Genomic DNA, 15,282 nt, shown 5'->3' with positions numbered 1-15,282 from the left:
GGATGAATGAGATTCATCTATGCTCAGTTTCCCGGCGACATCGATGGGTGACGACCGCTAGGATCGGCCGCATGAGCAGGAATAACTCAAGGTCTTCGCAGTCGCAGGGGCAGGATAACCTCGCCGCGGCGAGCTTGCGGCCGGCGCATCTTCTGGCGCTGCAGGCGTTCGACGTCGCGGTCAGGCTCGGCAGTTTCAAGGAAGCTGCGCGCGTGCTGAACGTCAGCGCGTCGGCGGTCAGTCATCGCATCCGCAACCTGGAAGCCCATCTCGGCGTTGCGCTGTTTCAGCGGACCCACCGCGCTGTCCGGCCGACCGTTGCGGGCGAAAAGCTCGCCGCCGCGACGGGTCGCGCCTTCGCGCTGTTGGCGCGAGCGGAGTCGGCCATCGAAGCGGCCGGCAAACGCCGGCTGCGGCTGAAGGTGCTGCCGCAGTTCGCCTCGGCCTGGCTGATCCCGCGGCTATCGTCGTTCCTCACCCAGCATTCGCAGATCGATCTTGCGATCGAAACCTCGAACCGAAATGTCGATTTCGACACCGAGACGTTCGACGCCGGCATCAGCTTTGGGGCCGGCAAGGCCGAAGGCGTCGTCGCACATCGCCTGATGGACGTCAGGACCGTTCCTGTGACGGCGCCGTCGCTCGCGCGGCGGCTGAAGCTGCGGACGACCGCCGACCTCGACCGCGCCGTCCTGATCCACGTCACGACATTTCCCGCGGCATGGCCCCTGTGGTTCAGACATGCGGGCGAGGCCGAGCCGCCGTCGACGCGCACCATTTCGGTCGACAGCTTTGTGGCTGCCCTGCAGGCCGCCGAGCGCGGGGCGGGCGTCGCGCTGGCGCTCGAGCCGTTCATCGCGGAAAGCGAGCGGCGCGGTACGATCCGGCGGCTCCTTCCGGTCGGCCACATGACCGGCAGCTACTGGCTGGTTCACCCGCCGGGCGCGCAACGCAATCGTGCGCTGCAAACCTTCAAGAGGTGGCTGTTGGCCGAGCTCGCGAAGCAGGATTAGCCGCCGCGCAGCGGCCAGCTTGCGATGATGCGGAAGCGGGACGTTGCGTCGTCCTGCCTGAACAGCGCCAGGCGGTCGATCGCCAGCGTCGTGAGACCGAGCGTCGCGAACCGTTCTCGCAGCCAAGCCACGATCGGGCCGCGCCTGTCGTCGCCAAGCCGTCCCGTCAGCGTCATGTGGAAGCGGAATTCCTCCATGACGTAAGGATAGCCCCAACGGTCGAGATACTCGCATTGCCGCGCCGAGAGCCGCTCGGGTTTGCGGCGGACGCGATCGTCTGGCGTCAGCGGCGCGCGGAAGGCATCGAACTCGGTGACGCAGTCGGCGGCAAGCTGCTGCAGGTCGTCGGAACGCCGCGCCGGAATCACCGCGATGAAGCCGCTGATCGCATCGACCACCGGCTCGATCACCGGAATGCGCCGCGCGCGGCCGGCGAAGGCAGCGCAGGCTTCGATGAGGTCGCCTTCGCGCTTGCCCTCGGCGAGCGTGATCGGCGCCTTCAGCGTGGCGTGAAACCCATATTTGCGCGGATCCTCCGTGACCTCGCGCCAGTCGGGGGTGACCCCATTCGGGAACGGGATGTCGTCACCCGACGCAGCATCGTAGCCGAGCAGCGTCGAGCCGAAGCGGTGCAGCGCACTGTCTGGTGACGGCGCATGATAGATTGCGTAGCGCGGATGATTGGCCATGGCAGCAGAATAGAGTGAGGTTACGCCGCTGCAACCGTCTTGCGCGGCGCGCGCGAATGAACGAGACAGCTTGCATCCGCCAGATGCACCAATCGTCCGGCTGATATCGCAGCCACGACGCGGGGCCGCAACGGCACCTTGTCGTCTATGATGATGATGTCGGCGCGGCGGCCGGCGGCCAGCACGCCGCGATCATCGAGCCCCGCGGCGCGCGCCGGCGCCGAGGAGATCAGGTCCCAGGCGCTGGTGAGCGGCAGGATGCCGTCGGCCGCCAGACGGAATGCTGCGAGCAGTTGCGCCGGATAGTAATAGTCCGACGCCAGCACCGAGCAGAGGCCCTTCGCGATCATCTCGGATGCCTTGGTCCAGCCGGTGTGGCTGCCGCCACGCACCACGTTGGGGGCGCCGAACACGATGAAGTCGCCGGCGGCGGCCGCGTCGCGCGCGGTCTCCTCGTTGATCGGGAATTCGGCGATCGCAGCGCCGAGTGCGCGATACTCCTGGCGCATGACGGGGCTGTTGTCGTCATGCGAGAGCATGCGGATGCCGGCGGCACGCGCCGCGGCGGCCAGACGCGCGATCGAGGCTGGCACGTCGGGGCGGCGGGCGACGACTTGGTCGAGCATCTCGTTGATCGCCTCGACCGACAGCCCGGCACGCTCAGCGAGCTGGTTGCGCTTCTTCGGCTTGACGTTGCTGTGATCGTTGAAGGCGAACAGATCGATGCGGCCTTCGGCGAGCCATTGCGTGATCTCGGCCTCGGCGTCGAGATTGTGGGTCTCGTGGCGCAGGTGAAAGCGCGTATCGGCGGCAAGCTGCGGCCGCAATGCCTCGATTGTATCGAGCAGTTTCCGCGCATTGTCGGCGCTGCGCAGGCCGGGCTCCCATGACCAGGTCGTGCTGTGGAACACGGTGGTGATGCCGTTGGCGATCGCCTGCCGGTCGCTGTCGATGAGCGCAATGTCGGTCGGGAAGTCGACGCCGGGACGCGGCATCATCTGCCGCTCAAAGGCATCGCCGTGCAGGTCGACGATGCCAGGCAGCACCAACAAGCCGTTGGCATCAAGGTGGAGCGCCGCGCGGCCCTGCTCGGCGTCGAGGGCAGCGATGTCGCGTCCCGTTGTCCGGAGCGATGTCTCGACGAGCGATCCGTCGATCAGCGCGCGGCCGCCTTCGATGAAAATGTCGGTCACGATGCGGCACTCCGCTGCTTGTCTTGTGATTCGGAAGCACCCTCAGCTTCATACTTGTCGAGGAACTCTTCCACCGAAAGCTTGCGGAAATCGGGCAGGGCACGGCGCAGCATGTCATGATCCCAGTCCCACCACGCCAGCGCGGCGAGGCGATCTGCGATGGGCGCGGCAAAGCGCGGCTTGATTTGACGCGCCGGATTGCCGGCAACGATCGTATAGGCAGGCACGTCTTTGGTGACGATGGCCCCGGCGGCGACGACGGCGCCGGTGGCGATGCTCCGGCCAGGTAATATGATCGCACCGTGACCGATCCATACGTCATGGCCGATATGCACGTGATGCGCACGTCGCCAGTTGAAGAAGTCGGTGTCGTCGCTCTCTCCGGGAAAGTAGGCGCTGGCGCGGTAAGTGAAATGCGCCTGCGTGGCACGGTGCATCGGATGATTCCCGGGATTGATCCGGGTCATCGCTGCGATCGAGCAGAACTTTCCGATCGTCGTGTAGGTGATCTGGCTGTCATTCACGACGTAGGAGTAATCGTCCATGCTGACTTCGAGCAGGATCGTGCGCGCGCCGACTTCCGTATAGGTGCCGAGCTTGCTCTCGCGTACCGACGCGGTGGGATCGATCGTCGGCACGATGGAGAGTTTCTTTCCGGCCATCAGGGCCTCCGCAAATCATGGCTTCCGGGGAGATACGCTCGTCTTCAAGGTGCTTGATGACAAGATCATGACGTTGCGATGACGGCAAGTGAGGTGGTGTGGACGATCGCCGCACCGCAGCCGTGTCGTCACATAACTGTAAAACAGCGGGGATAGCGATGGCCCATCGAGACGCGGGTGGAGCATTGCATGCTGGTGGTGGAAGGTCTGACGTGCCGGTTCGGCACAAAAGCCGCAGTCGATAACGCGTCATTCTCGATCGCGCCCGGCAGTTTCGTCGGCGTGATCGGCCGCTCCGGTGCCGGCAAGTCGACGCTGCTGCGGATGATCAACCGCCTCGCCGAGCCGACTTCCGGCCGCATCCTGTTCGAAGGCACCGACGTCACCGCGCTGCGCGGCAAGGCGCTGCGGCAGTGGCGCGCGCGTTCGGCGATGATCTTTCAGCAATTCAATCTGGTCGGCCGGCTTGACGTTCTGACCAACGTGCTGATGGGACGGCTTGCCGAAATCCCGTCGTGGCGCTCGCTGGCGCAGATGTGGCCGGAGCAGGACCGGGCGCTTGCGATGTCCGCGCTCGAACAGTTCGACATTGCGCAGCTCGCCGCACAGCGCGCCGACCAGCTCTCCGGCGGCCAGCAGCAGCGCGTCGCGATTGCACGTGCGCTGGTGCAGGAGCCCGACGTTATCCTCGCCGACGAGCCGATCGCGTCGCTCGATCCACGCAACACCAAGATCGTGATGGACGCACTGCTGCGCATCAACAAGCATTTCGGCATCACCGTGCTCTGCAACCTGCATTCGCTCGACCTGGCGCGGACCTATTGTGACCGCCTGATCGGCATGGCGGCGGGGCGCGTGGTGTTCGACGGTCAACCATCGACGCTGACCGACCACATCGCCCGCGAGCTCTACGACCTCGAGGCCAACGACGTCATCGGCGGGGCGCCGTTGCCCGCGCCCGAGGGCGCAAATGTTCCGGCGCTCGGCACCGCAGCGGCGGCCTGAGCGGCGCACAATTCCCGATCAGGATGGACGGGCATTTCGCCCGGCCAAACACGCGTAACCACAACAAGGGGTTTATCATGATCACTCGTCGCACCGTATTGGCCGGCGCTGCCTCGCTGGCGTTCGCCGGCTCGGCTTCGGCCTCGGACTGGAAGTCGAAGTATCCGGAGATCACCTTTGCCGTGATTCCGGCCGAGAACGGCTCCGGTGTCACCGAGCGCTTCGGGCCGTTCATCAGCTACCTGTCGAAGGAACTCGGCATCAAGGTGAACTTGCGCGTCGCCAACGACTACGCAGCGGTGATCGAGGGGCAGCGCGCCGGCAACATCCAGATCGGCTATTACGGTCCGGCGTCGTTCTCGCGTGCCCTTCTCACTGGCGTCAAGACCGATGCGTTCGTAATCGACGTCAATGCCGACGGCTCCAAGGGCTATTACTCGGTGTTCTACGTGCTCGCCAAGAGCCCGTATCAGAAGGTCGAGGATCTCAAGGGCAAGAATCTCGGCTTGGTCGATCCCAATTCGACCTCCGGCAACAACATGCCGCGCTTCAAGCTGAACCAGATGGGCATCGATCCGGACAGCTTCTTCTCCAAGGTGATCTTCACCGGCAGCCACGAGAACGCCGTGCTGGCGCTGGCGCAGGGCACCGTGGACGTCGCCGCCAACTGGTGGAACGCCGACGACGACTCCAACCTCACGCGCATGCTCAACAAGAACATGGTGAAGTCGAGCGACGGCACGCCGATGAAGAAGGAAGACTTCCGCATCATCTCGAAGTCCGACCTCATCATCAACTCGCCCTATGCCTATCTCCGCGACCTGCCCGACGACATGAAGGCCGCGATCAAGCAGGCGTTCCTCGATGCCGACAAGAAGGATCCGGAGGCCTTCAAAAAGCTGTCCGACGGCAAGAACCGTCCGTGGCAATCGATCACCAATGCCGACTATGACAAGACCATCGAGCTGATCAAGTTCGTGGATAATCTGCGCAAGAAGGCGTCCTGATCGCACGTGCATTGAACTGGGCCGGGTTCTATGACCCGGCCCTTTTTCCGTTACTTTCTCGAGCAGATTGGCCTGCGATGGCGACCGCCGTATCCGTTCTCCCAGCCCAGCAACTGGCGGCGCTGAACGATGCCTATCGCAAGGCAATCGCTCGCAAGCGGCTGAAGGCGACGCTGGCGGTCGCGGTGTTCTGCGCGGCGCTTCTGATCGCGGCGCTCGGCGCGGAAGTGAATCTGCGCACGCTGTTCACCTATTTCGGCAACTTCGTCAGCTATTTCGATCGCATCCTCACCCTCGATTCAGGCGGGCGGGTCTGGACCAATCCGGCCGAGTGGCTCTGGGGTTGGAAGAAATGGCTGAAGCTGCTCGGCGAGACGCTCTTGATCAGCTATGTCGGTACGCTGACCGGCGCCGTGCTCGCCTTCGCTCTGAACTTCTTCGCCGCCGAGAACACGTCGCCGTCGCCGTGGCTACGCTTCGGAGTGCGCCGCCTGCTGGAATTCGCCCGCACGGTGCCCGGCATCGTGTTCGCGCTGATCTTCGTGATCGCCTTCGGCTTAGGGCCGATGGCCGGCGTGCTGGCGATCGCGATTCACTCCACCGGCGCACTCGGCAAATTGTTCGCCGAGATCGTCGAGAATGCCGACATGAAGCCGGTCGAGGGCATCCGATCCACCGGCGCGAGCTGGCCGTCCTGCATGCGTTTTGCCGTGCTGCCCCAGGTCGTGGCCGGATACGCCAGCTATGCGCTGCTGCGGTTCGAGATCAACGTGCGCGAGGCCTCGGTCATGGGCTTCGTCGGCGCCGGCGGCATCGGCCAGGAGCTCGTGGTCGCGATCCGCAAGTTCTACTATTCCGATGTCAGCGCCATTCTCGTGATGATCATCGTCACGGTGTTCCTCATCGACATCTCCACCGGTTGGCTGCGCGCCCGGCTGTTCGGCAAGGAGACGCGCCGATGAGCCAATTGCCGACGCCGAATACCGGTGAGCTGCGGGCGAAATATCCCGAGGTGTTCGAGCGGCCCGCCTCGGCGCGGCTGGCGACGCCGGCGATGATCGTGGCCGCGCTCGTGATCTTCGTATTTGGCCTCGTCGATCTCGATTTCTCGCCGACGAAGCTGATTACCGGCATCAGTCAGCTCGGCTGGATCACCATGATGATGATCCCGCCCAATCCCGGCTCGTCCTTTCCGCTCTACATGCAGGCGCTCGGCGAGACGCTGTCGATCGCGCTGCTGGGCACCACGCTTGCGGCAGTGATGGCGCTGCCGGTCAGCCTGCTGGCGGCGCGCAATATCATCCCGTCGAACCTGATCCGCTTTCCGGTGCGCCGGTTCCTGGATTCGATCCGCGGCGTCGATACGCTGATCTGGGCGCTGGTCTGGATCAACGTCGTCGGTCTCGGCCCGTTTGCCGGCGTGCTGGCGATCGCGGTGTCGGATTTCGGTGCATTCGGCAAGTTGTTCTCCGAGGCGATCGAGGGGGCCGATCGCAAGCAGGTCGAGGGCGTCAGGGCCTCCGGCGGCAATGCGCTGCATGAAATCCGCTTCGGCCTGCTGCCGCAGGTGCTGCCGGTCATCGCAGGCCAGGTGCTCTATTTCATCGAGTCGAATACGCGCTCGGCCACCATCATCGGCATCGTCGGTGCCGGCGGCATCGGTCTGCAGCTCGCCGAGCAGATCCGCGTGCTGGAGTGGCAAAAGGTGTCGTTCCTGATCCTGATGATCCTGATCGCCGTCGCCGCGATCGACTTCATCTCCAGCAAGCTCCGCTTCGCCATCATCGGGCGGAGAGCGGTCGCGTAGAGACCAAGCTCAGTAATTCGTAGGGTGGGCAAAAGCGCGCAGCGCCGTGCCCACCATTCTGGCTCGGCGCAGGAGAAGGTGGGCACGCTTCGCTTTGCCCACCCTACGGTCCTCAACCGTTCTCCACCAGAAATTCCACGCGCTCGGCGGCGAAGCGCGAGCGCTTGGTGACGAGCGGCTTGTCCGCGGTGTCGACGTCAGTGGCATCGACGACGAGCACCGCATGGCCCAGTGCGAGATTGAGCCGTGCCGCGTCAGTGGCGTCGACGATCGCTCCGGTGATCCGGGTCGAGGAACGCCGGTAGTCCTTCACGCCGTAATGCGCCAGCAGCTTCGTCATGGAGCGGACGTTGGCGAACACGCTGCCGGCGTCGGGAAACCGTTCGGCCGACAGCCAAGTGGTGGAGACGCAGATCGGGGTGCGGTCGGCGAGCCGGACCGACTCGATCCGGACCAGGGGAGCGCCGATCTTCAAGCCCAACTCGCGAGCGATCTCTCGGGTGGCGACGTCGTCACGGGCGTCGATTAACTGGCCGCGCGGTTCGTGTCCGCCGGCGCCGACGATCTCGGAAAATCGGGTGCGTGAGCGCAGCGGATAGGCGAGGCGCTGCGCCTCGACATAGGTGCCGCTGCCGCGCTCGGCGCGCACCAGGCCGCGTTCCGCCAGCGCCGCCAGCGCCCGCCGCACGGTGTGGCGGTTGACGCGGTAGGTCTCGGCAATCTCCATCTCGCCGGGCAGCTTTTCGCCCGCGACGAAGCGGCCGTCAGCGATGCCGCGCTCGATGCCGTCGGCGACCTGCCGCCACAAGGCGACGCCGGAACTTTCCTGCATGCTCATGGCGCCGTGATAGCAGAAATCTTCAGTTTGTCACGAAACAGTCATGGCGCTCCGCTATCAAGTTGTCTATTAACATAGACAACTTGAATCAGGCAAGGTTGCTTATGGCTTCGACCGGACCGAACAGCAAACAAGCGCAGCGCAAGGCCGCGATGGCGGTGCTGGCGCATTCCGGCGCGGCCGCGATCGCCGAGCGAATGCGTGAGATCGCGCTGCCTGCGCATGAAAATCTTCGCGAGCCAGAGAACGGCCTCGTGATGCTGCGCGGCCGGGTCGGCGGCGACGGCGCGCCGTTCAATCTGGGCGAGGCGACGGTGTCGCGCGCCGCGGTGCGACTTGCGACCGGCGAGGTCGGTTTCGGCTACACGCTCGGCCGCGATGCACAAAAGGCGCAGATGATCGCGCTGTGCGACGCCATGGTGCAATCGGCGGCGTTGTCCGGTGAGGTGGAGGCGAAGGTGATTGCGCCGCTGCGTGCGGCGATCGACGCTGAACGCGGCCGCAAGGCCGCCGAGACCGCGGCGACGCGGGTCGATTTCTACACGATGGTGCGCGGTGAGGGATGATACGATGACGACGGTTGCCGAATTGCCCGCAGGTTTTGCCGACAAGGTGCTGTCGGCGCAGTCGACGTTCCGCTCGGTGATGGACGCGATGGCGCGTCCGGGCAGCGTCCAGCGCGTCTCGGCGAGTGCGGGGACGCCCGCCGGGGTGATGCGCGGCACGGCTGCGGTCGCCTTGACGCTGTTCGATCACGACACGCCGATCTGGCTCGATGGCGCGATGTCGGCGACACCAGACGTCGCGCGATGGCTCAAGTTTCACACCAGCGCGCCGGTGATCGCGGATCCCTCGGTCGCCAGTTTCGCGCTGATCGGCGACGCCGCGAACCTGCCGGCGCTCGACCGCTTCGCTTTCGGCAGCAGCGAATATCCGGATCGCTCGACCACACTGATCCTGCAGGTGGACAGCTTGACGCGAGGACCGGCCTTCGAACTGAAGGGCCCGGGCATCGACGGCACCGCGCTGCTGCAAGCGATGATCCAGCCGCGCGACCTGTTCGCCCGGCTTGCGATCAACGAAGCCCTGTTCCCGCGCGGCATCGACGTCGTGTTGGTTGATGACGATGCGATTGCCGCGATCCCGCGCACCACGCGGTTGGTCGCAAGTGGAGTGTAAGCCATGTACGTAGCCGTCAAGGGAGGCGAACGCGCCATCGAGAACGCCCACCGCCTGCTCGCGCATGAGCGGCGTGGCGACCGCGATGTGCCGGAAGTGTCGCTGGCGCAGATCGCCGAGCAGCTTTCGCTCGGCGTCGATCGCGTCATGACCGAAGGCTCGCTCTATGATCGCGAGCTCGCGGCGCTCGCGATCAAGCAGGCGCGTGGCGACATGATCGAGGCGATCTTCCTGGTCCGCGCCTTCCGCGCCACGCTGCCGCGCTTCGGCGCGACCGAGCCGGTGAATACCGGCGAGATGCAGGTGCGTCGCCGGATCTCCTCGACCTTCAAGGACATTCCGGGCGGCCAGATCCTGGGGCCGACCTTCGACTACACCCATCGCCTGCTCGATCCGCAACTGGCCGAAGGTTTCGTACCGGAGCAGCCGGTGACGGCGGAAGCGTCGCAAGCGGCGACGCCGCGTGTGACCGACATCCTCGGGCGCGACGGCCTGATCGAAGGCTCGCCGCAGGCGGATGCCGACGCGCCGGTCGGCGATCTCACCCGCGAGCCGCTGAGCTTTCCGGCCGATCGCGACCTGCGGCTGCAGAATCTCGCGCGCGGCGATGAGGGCTTCCTGCTCGCGCTCGGCTATTCGACGCAGCGCGGCTATGGCCGCAACCATCCGTTCGCGGGTGAGATCCGCTTCGGCGACGTCGAGGTCGAGTTCTTCGCCGAGGACGCAGGCTTCGCCGTGCCGCTCGGCTCGATCGAGCTGACCGAATGTCAGATGGTCAATCAGTTCAAGGGTTCGGCGACCGAGGCGCCGTGCTTCACCCGCGGCTACGGCTTGGCGTTCGGGCAGAGCGAACGCAAGACGATGTCGATGGCGCTGGTCGATCGCGCGCTTCGCGCGCGCGAGCTTGACGAAGAGGTGAGCTCGCCGGCGCAGGACGAGGAGTTCGTGATGTCGCATTCCGACAACGTGCAGGCGACCGGCTTCGTCGAGCATCTGAAGCTGCCGCATTATGTCGACTTCCAGTCCGAGCTCGGCCTGTTGCGCAAGCTGCGGCAGGAATTCGCCGAGGCGAACCATTCGCCGGAAATGCGGGAGGCCGCGGAATGAACGCGCCGACTTACAACTTTGCCTATCTCGACGAACAGACCAAGCGGATGATCCGCCGCGCGATCCTCAAGGCGATCGCGATTCCCGGCTATCAGGTGCCGTTCGCGAGCCGCGAGATGCCGATGCCCTATGGCTGGGGCACCGGCGGCGTGCAGGTGACCGCAGCGATCCTAGGGCCTGACGACGTGCTGAAGGTGATCGACCAGGGCTCGGACGACACCACCAACGCGATCTCGATCCGCAAGTTCTTCGGCAAGACCGCGGGTGTGGCGACCACGACCTCGACAACGGAGGCGACCGTGATCCAGACCCGCCACCGCACTCCCGAGGCGCCGCTGCATGCGGGGCAGGTGCTGGTCTATCAGGTGCCGATCCCGGAGCCGCTGCGCTTCCTCGAGCCGCGCGAGACCGAGACGCGGCGCATGCACGCGCTCGCCGAATACGGGCTGATGCATGTGAAGCTCTACGAGGACATCGCGCGGTTCGGCCACATCGCGACCGCCTACGCCTATCCGGTGAAGGTGAACGCGCGCTATGTGATGGATCCGTCGCCGACGCCGAAATTCGACAATCCGAAGATGGACAATTGCCCGGCGCTGCAACTGTTCGGCGCCGGCCGCGAGAAGCGCATCTACGCGATCCCGCCGCACACCACCGTGGTCTCGCTCGATTTCGAGGACCATCCGTTCACGCGTTACCGCTTCGATGCGCCATGCGCGCTGTGCGGCGCCGACGATTCCTATCTCGACGAGATCGTCACCGACGACAAGGGTGGGCGGATGTTCGTCTGCTCGGACACCGATTTCTGCGAGCAGCGCCAGGCAGCCGGTCATCACGGCGCGCTCGGCGCAGCGCCGCACAAGGAGAAGGCGCATGTCTGAGCAGTCGCACCCCGACAACGACCAGCCGCTGCTGGTCGCCGAAGGGCTTGCCAAGAATTACGGTCCGCTCGCGGCCTGTCGCGACGTTTCCTTCTCGCTCTATCCCGGTGAGGTGCTGGCGATCGTCGGCGAGTCTGGATCGGGCAAGTCGACCCTGCTGCAGCTTCTGTCGGCGCAGCTCGCGCCGAGCGCGGGGCGGGTGTCCTACCGGATGCGCGATGGCGTGCTGCGCGATCTCGCCGGCCTTGGCGAAGCCGAGCGGCGCTTCCTGTTCCGCACCGATTGGGGCTACGTGCACCAGGATCCGGCGCAGGGGCTGCGCATGGCGGTCTCGGCCGGTGCCAATGTCGGCGAACGGCTGATGGCGGTCGGCTGGAATCACTACGGCCGGATCCGTGACACCGCATCGACCTGGCTCGAGCGGGTCGAAATCGATGTCGGCCGCATCGACGATGCGCCCAAGACCTATTCCGGCGGCATGCGGCAGCGGCTGCAGATCGCACGCAACCTTGTCACCGAGCCGCGGCTGGTGTTCATGGATGAGCCGACCGGCGGCCTCGACGTCTCGGTGCAGGCGCGCCTGCTCGATTTGATGCGCAACCTCGTCAGCGAGCTCGGCCTTGCCGCCATTGTCGTGACCCACGATCTCGCCGTCGCGCGCTTGCTGTCGCACCGCGTGATGGTGATGAAGGGCGGCCGCGTCATCGAGACCGGATTGACCGACCAGGTGCTCGACGATCCGCGCGAGCCCTATACGCAACTGCTCGTTTCCTCGATTCTGCCGCCATGAGCCCGCCAATGACCGCGATGATCGAACTTGCCAACGCCGAGAAGACCTTCACCATGCACCTGCAGGGCGGCGTCGAGCTGCCGGTCGTGCGCGGCGTCTCGTTCCACGTCGACCCGGGCGAATGCGTGGTGTTGTCGGGCCCGTCGGGCGCCGGCAAATCCTCCATTCTGAAGATGATCTTCGGCAATTATCGTTGCGATCGCGGCCGGATCGGCATCCGCCACCATGGGGCGGTGATCAATCTCGCCACCGCCGAGCCGCGCCAGGTGTTGAGCATCCGCCGCTCGACCATCGGCTATGTCAGCCAATTCCTCCGCGCCGTGCCGCGGGTAGCGACGATCGACGTCGTCGCCGAGCCCCTGATCGCCAACGGCGTCGCCCGCGAGGAGGCTCGCACACGCGCCGGCCGCCTGCTGCGCCGGCTCAATATTCCGGAGCGGCTGTGGCCGCTGCCGCCCGCAACCTTCTCCGGCGGCGAGCAGCAGCGCGTCAACATTGCCCGTGGCTTTATCTCGGATCTGCCGATACTGCTGCTGGACGAGCCGACCGCGTCGCTTGACGCCGCCAACCGTGCCGTGGTGGTTGAACTGATTGCAGAAAAGAAGACAAAGGGCGTCGCGATGGTCGCGATCGTCCATGACGATGAGATCCGGCATCTGATCGCGGATCGTATCGTCGATGTGACCTCGTTTGCCGCTGCTGCCTGAAGGACCGTTTGAAATGACCGCCAAGCAAGACACCGTCATCGGCAACGCCCGAGTCGCTCTCGCCGATCGCGTGATCGAGCAGGGCTGGGTCGCGATGTCAGACGGCAAGGTCGCCGACTTTGGCGAGGGCAGGGCGCCCGAAGCGGCTGAGGACGCCGGCGGCGATCTGATCATGCCCGGCATGATCGAGTTGCACACCGATCATCTCGAAATGCACTACGTGCCGCGGCCCAAGGTGTACTGGAATCCGGTTGCGGCCGTGATCTCCTATGACGGACAGGTCGCGACGTCAGGCATCACCACGGTGCTGGATTCGCTCCGCGTGTGGCGCGAGGACGGCGCCGAGGGCGTCGACGGCCGCGCCGGCCTGCTGGCCGAGGCGATCGCGGCGGCGCGCGAGGAGAAGCTGCTGCGCGCCGATCACTTCCTGCATCTGCGTTGCGAAATCCCGATGCCCGACGTGGTCGCGGAGGCCAAGGAGCTGATCGATCGCCCGGATGTGCGGCTGATGTCGCTGATGGACCACACGCCGGGCCAGCGCCAGTTCCGCGACGAGGTGAAGCTGCGCGACTACTACCGCGGCAAGGGCGGCGGCATGACCGATGCCCAGCTCGACGTGCTGTTCGCAAAGCGCTTCGCCTATCAGAAGGAATATGCCGCGACCAACATGCGCGCGATCGTCGCGTTGGCGCATGAGTACAAGATCCCGCTGGCGAGCCACGACGACACCACGGACGAGAACGTGGCAGATGCCGTCAATGACAAGGTGTCGGTCGCGGAGTTCCCGACCACGATGGAAGCCGCGCGCGGACTGCACGCCGCCGGCATCGACATTCTGATGGGCGCACCGAACGTCGTGCGCGGCGGCTCGCATTCCGGCAACATCGCAGCCGTCGACCTGGCGCGCGAGGGCATGCTCGACATCCTATCGTCGGACTATATCCCGTCGAGCCTGTTGATGGCGGCGCTGCAATTGCCGCAGCGGGTGCCGACGATCGATCTTGCGTCGGCGGTCCGCACCGTGACGAAGACGCCGGCCGAGGCGGTCGGGCTTGCCGATCGCGGTGAGATCGCGGTCGGCAAACGCGCCGATCTGATTCGGGTGCACATCGCGCGTGGCCTGCCGGTGGTGCGCAGCGTCTGGCGCGAAGGGAGGAGGGTCGCATGAGCGAAGCTCCGATCATCGCCGCGCCGCGTGCCGGCGCGATCGGCCCGGGACGGCTGGTGCTGGTGGTCGGCCCAAGCGGCGCCGGCAAGGACACGCTGCTGGGATTGGCGAAGGCGGCCTGTAGCGATGACCGCAACATCGTGTTTCCGCGCCGCCTGATCACCCGCGAGGCCTCTGCCTCGGAAGACAACGAGGAGGTCAGTGCGGAGGTGTTCCAGCGCGCGGTGGCTGGTGGTGACTATGCCATGCACTGGGAAGCCCATGGGCATCGCTATGCGCTGCCGCGGATAATCGACGACGACATCGGAGCCGGCCGCACCGTGATCGCCAATGTCTCGCGCACAGTGATCTCGGCCGCGCGCCGCAACTACGCCAATGTCGTGGTCGTCTCGATCACCGCGCCGCCGGATGTGCTCGCCGCACGAATCGCGATGCGCGCCCGCGCCAGCGACGGCCAGCTCGCGCAGCGGCTGGCGCGCACCGTCGACGAAACCACCGCGACGCCGGACTTCACCATCGTCAATTCCGGCACCGCCGACTATCACGCGCGGCAGCTTGTCCGCGTCATCAAGGGCGAGCGCTGGGACGGCTAGGCGGCGACTTCCAAACGAGAAAGGGCACTGATGTCGGTGATTGAGACGATCGAGCAACTCGAGGCGATCTATGGTTTCCCGAACGATGCCTCGACCGTGAAGGTCGCGGACCGCGTGACGCCGCTCTACCGCGCGCTGATCGAGAAATCGCCCTTCGTGTCGCTGGCGACAGCGGGGCCCGAAGGGCTCGACTGCTCACCGCGCGGCGATCTGCCGGGCTTCGTCCGCATCCATGACGAGAAGACGCTGATGATGCCGGATCGCCGCGGCAACAACCGCTGCGATTCGCTGCGCAACATCGTCCGCGATCCCCGCGTCGGGCTGTTGTTCCTGATCCCGGGCTCGGGCAGCACGCTGCGCGTCAATGGCCGCGCCTATCTCACGACAGAGCCCGAGTTGCTTGCCTCGTTCAAGATGGAGGGCAAGGCGCCGCGCACGGTCATCGTGATGACGGTCGAGGAGATGTACTTCCAATGCGCCCGCGCGATCGTGCGTTCCGACCTCTGGAATCCAGACAAGCGGGTTGACCCCAGGACATTGCCGACACCAGGCCAGATCCTCGCCGAGATGAGCGCAAACACCGTCGGCGGCGAAAAATACGATCGGGAATGGCCCGAGCGTGCGCGGCAGACGATGTGGTGAT

The 15,282-nt window shown here is 65.5% G+C and carries 18 protein-coding genes; 14 read left to right on the top strand and 4 right to left on the bottom strand.

What is annotated here, in order from left to right; translation table 11 throughout:
- Positions 1–71: 71 nt before the first annotated feature.
- Entirely contained in the window at positions 72–1,013 is a 942-nt protein-coding gene (locus tag P6U30_RS26900) for a LysR substrate-binding domain-containing protein (RefSeq protein ID WP_407165881.1), read from the top strand.
- Here P6U30_RS26900 and P6U30_RS26895 read toward each other — a convergent pair.
- The 3 genes from P6U30_RS26895 to P6U30_RS26885 are packed head-to-tail and all read right to left on the bottom strand — an operon-like array spanning position 1,010 to position 3,557.
- Positions 1,010–1,702 (bottom strand): DUF1045 domain-containing protein, encoded by a 693-nt coding sequence (locus tag P6U30_RS26895; RefSeq protein ID WP_407165879.1) that lies wholly within the window; start codon positions 1,700–1,702, stop codon positions 1,010–1,012. The two genes, P6U30_RS26900 and P6U30_RS26895, sit on opposite strands and share 4 nt — an antisense overlap.
- Positions 1,703–1,722: 20 nt before the next feature.
- Positions 1,723–2,895 (bottom strand): alpha-D-ribose 1-methylphosphonate 5-triphosphate diphosphatase, encoded by a 1,173-nt coding sequence (locus P6U30_RS26890; RefSeq protein WP_407165878.1) that lies wholly within the window; start codon positions 2,893–2,895, stop codon positions 1,723–1,725.
- Positions 2,892–3,557, bottom strand: a complete 666-nt coding sequence (locus P6U30_RS26885) for a chloramphenicol acetyltransferase (RefSeq protein WP_407165877.1) — start codon at positions 3,555–3,557, stop codon at positions 2,892–2,894. The genes P6U30_RS26890 and P6U30_RS26885 overlap by 4 nt, the downstream gene beginning before the upstream one ends.
- Positions 3,558–3,746: 189 nt before the next feature.
- Here P6U30_RS26885 and phnC point away from each other — a divergent pair, with 189 nt between their 5' ends.
- The 4 genes from phnC to phnE (P6U30_RS26865) all read left to right on the top strand — a co-directional run bounded on the left by phnC (position 3,747) and on the right by phnE (P6U30_RS26865) (position 7,376).
- A complete protein-coding gene (gene phnC / locus P6U30_RS26880) occupies positions 3,747–4,562 on the top strand; it encodes a phosphonate ABC transporter ATP-binding protein (RefSeq protein WP_407165876.1) in 816 nt (271 codons plus the stop codon).
- A gap of 77 nt (positions 4,563–4,639) precedes the next feature.
- Positions 4,640–5,569, top strand: a complete 930-nt coding sequence (gene phnD, locus P6U30_RS26875; RefSeq protein WP_407165875.1) for a phosphonate ABC transporter substrate-binding protein — start codon at positions 4,640–4,642, stop codon at positions 5,567–5,569.
- 77 nt (positions 5,570–5,646) lie between these two features.
- Positions 5,647–6,531: a phosphonate ABC transporter, permease protein PhnE gene (gene phnE / locus P6U30_RS26870; RefSeq protein ID WP_407165874.1), complete on the top strand. Its 885-nt coding sequence runs from the start codon at positions 5,647–5,649 to the stop codon at positions 6,529–6,531.
- Positions 6,528–7,376: a phosphonate ABC transporter, permease protein PhnE gene (phnE, locus tag P6U30_RS26865; protein ID WP_407165873.1), complete on the top strand. Its 849-nt coding sequence runs from the start codon at positions 6,528–6,530 to the stop codon at positions 7,374–7,376. Before phnE (P6U30_RS26870) ends, phnE (P6U30_RS26865) begins: the two co-directional genes overlap by 4 nt.
- Before the next feature lie 112 nt (positions 7,377–7,488).
- On the opposite strand, the gene phnF is transcribed toward phnE (P6U30_RS26865), so the two are convergent.
- Positions 7,489–8,214: a phosphonate metabolism transcriptional regulator PhnF gene (phnF, locus tag P6U30_RS26860; protein WP_407165872.1), complete on the bottom strand. Its 726-nt coding sequence runs from the start codon at positions 8,212–8,214 to the stop codon at positions 7,489–7,491.
- A 104-nt stretch (positions 8,215–8,318) separates the two neighbouring features.
- Here phnF and phnG point away from each other — a divergent pair, with 104 nt between their 5' ends.
- Genes phnG through P6U30_RS26815 form a run of 9 tightly spaced genes read left to right on the top strand, consistent with a single transcriptional unit; the run spans position 8,319 to position 15,281 of the window.
- The gene (gene phnG / locus P6U30_RS26855; RefSeq protein WP_407165871.1) at positions 8,319–8,780 is read left to right on the top strand and encodes a phosphonate C-P lyase system protein PhnG; all 462 of its coding nucleotides are present in this window, start codon (positions 8,319–8,321) and stop codon (positions 8,778–8,780) included.
- A gap of 4 nt (positions 8,781–8,784) precedes the next feature.
- Complete coding sequence (phnH, locus tag P6U30_RS26850; protein ID WP_407165870.1) at positions 8,785–9,393, top strand: phosphonate C-P lyase system protein PhnH; 609 nt, start codon at positions 8,785–8,787, stop codon at positions 9,391–9,393.
- Between the two features lie 3 nt (positions 9,394–9,396).
- A complete protein-coding gene (locus P6U30_RS26845) occupies positions 9,397–10,500 on the top strand; it encodes a carbon-phosphorus lyase complex subunit PhnI (RefSeq protein ID WP_407165869.1) in 1,104 nt (367 codons plus the stop codon).
- The gene (locus P6U30_RS26840) at positions 10,497–11,381 is read left to right on the top strand and encodes an alpha-D-ribose 1-methylphosphonate 5-phosphate C-P-lyase PhnJ (RefSeq protein WP_407165868.1); all 885 of its coding nucleotides are present in this window, start codon (positions 10,497–10,499) and stop codon (positions 11,379–11,381) included. Before P6U30_RS26845 ends, P6U30_RS26840 begins: the two co-directional genes overlap by 4 nt.
- A complete protein-coding gene (gene phnK / locus P6U30_RS26835; protein WP_407165867.1) occupies positions 11,374–12,171 on the top strand; it encodes a phosphonate C-P lyase system protein PhnK in 798 nt (265 codons plus the stop codon). Before P6U30_RS26840 ends, phnK begins: the two co-directional genes overlap by 8 nt.
- A gap of 8 nt (positions 12,172–12,179) precedes the next feature.
- On the top strand, positions 12,180–12,878 hold the full coding sequence (gene phnL, locus P6U30_RS26830; protein WP_407165866.1) for a phosphonate C-P lyase system protein PhnL: 699 nt from the start codon (positions 12,180–12,182) through the stop codon (positions 12,876–12,878).
- Positions 12,879–12,891: 13 nt separating this feature from the next.
- Positions 12,892–14,046: an alpha-D-ribose 1-methylphosphonate 5-triphosphate diphosphatase gene (locus P6U30_RS26825; protein WP_407165865.1), complete on the top strand. Its 1,155-nt coding sequence runs from the start codon at positions 12,892–12,894 to the stop codon at positions 14,044–14,046.
- Positions 14,043–14,639, top strand: coding sequence for a phosphonate metabolism protein/1,5-bisphosphokinase (PRPP-forming) PhnN (gene phnN, locus P6U30_RS26820; protein WP_407165864.1), 597 nt, complete (start codon positions 14,043–14,045; stop codon positions 14,637–14,639). Before P6U30_RS26825 ends, phnN begins: the two co-directional genes overlap by 4 nt.
- 30 nt (positions 14,640–14,669) lie before the next feature.
- Positions 14,670–15,281, top strand: coding sequence for a pyridoxamine 5'-phosphate oxidase family protein (locus P6U30_RS26815; protein WP_407165863.1), 612 nt, complete (start codon positions 14,670–14,672; stop codon positions 15,279–15,281).
- Position 15,282: the final 1 nt, after the last annotated feature.

Origin of the sequence: Bradyrhizobium sp. ORS 111 (genome assembly GCF_045571485.1) — a bacterium.
In the GTDB taxonomy this organism is placed as follows: Bacteria; Pseudomonadota; Alphaproteobacteria; order Rhizobiales; family Xanthobacteraceae; genus Bradyrhizobium.
Note: the sequence above shows the minus strand (reverse complement) of the source record. Positions and strands in the feature narration are given on the sequence as shown.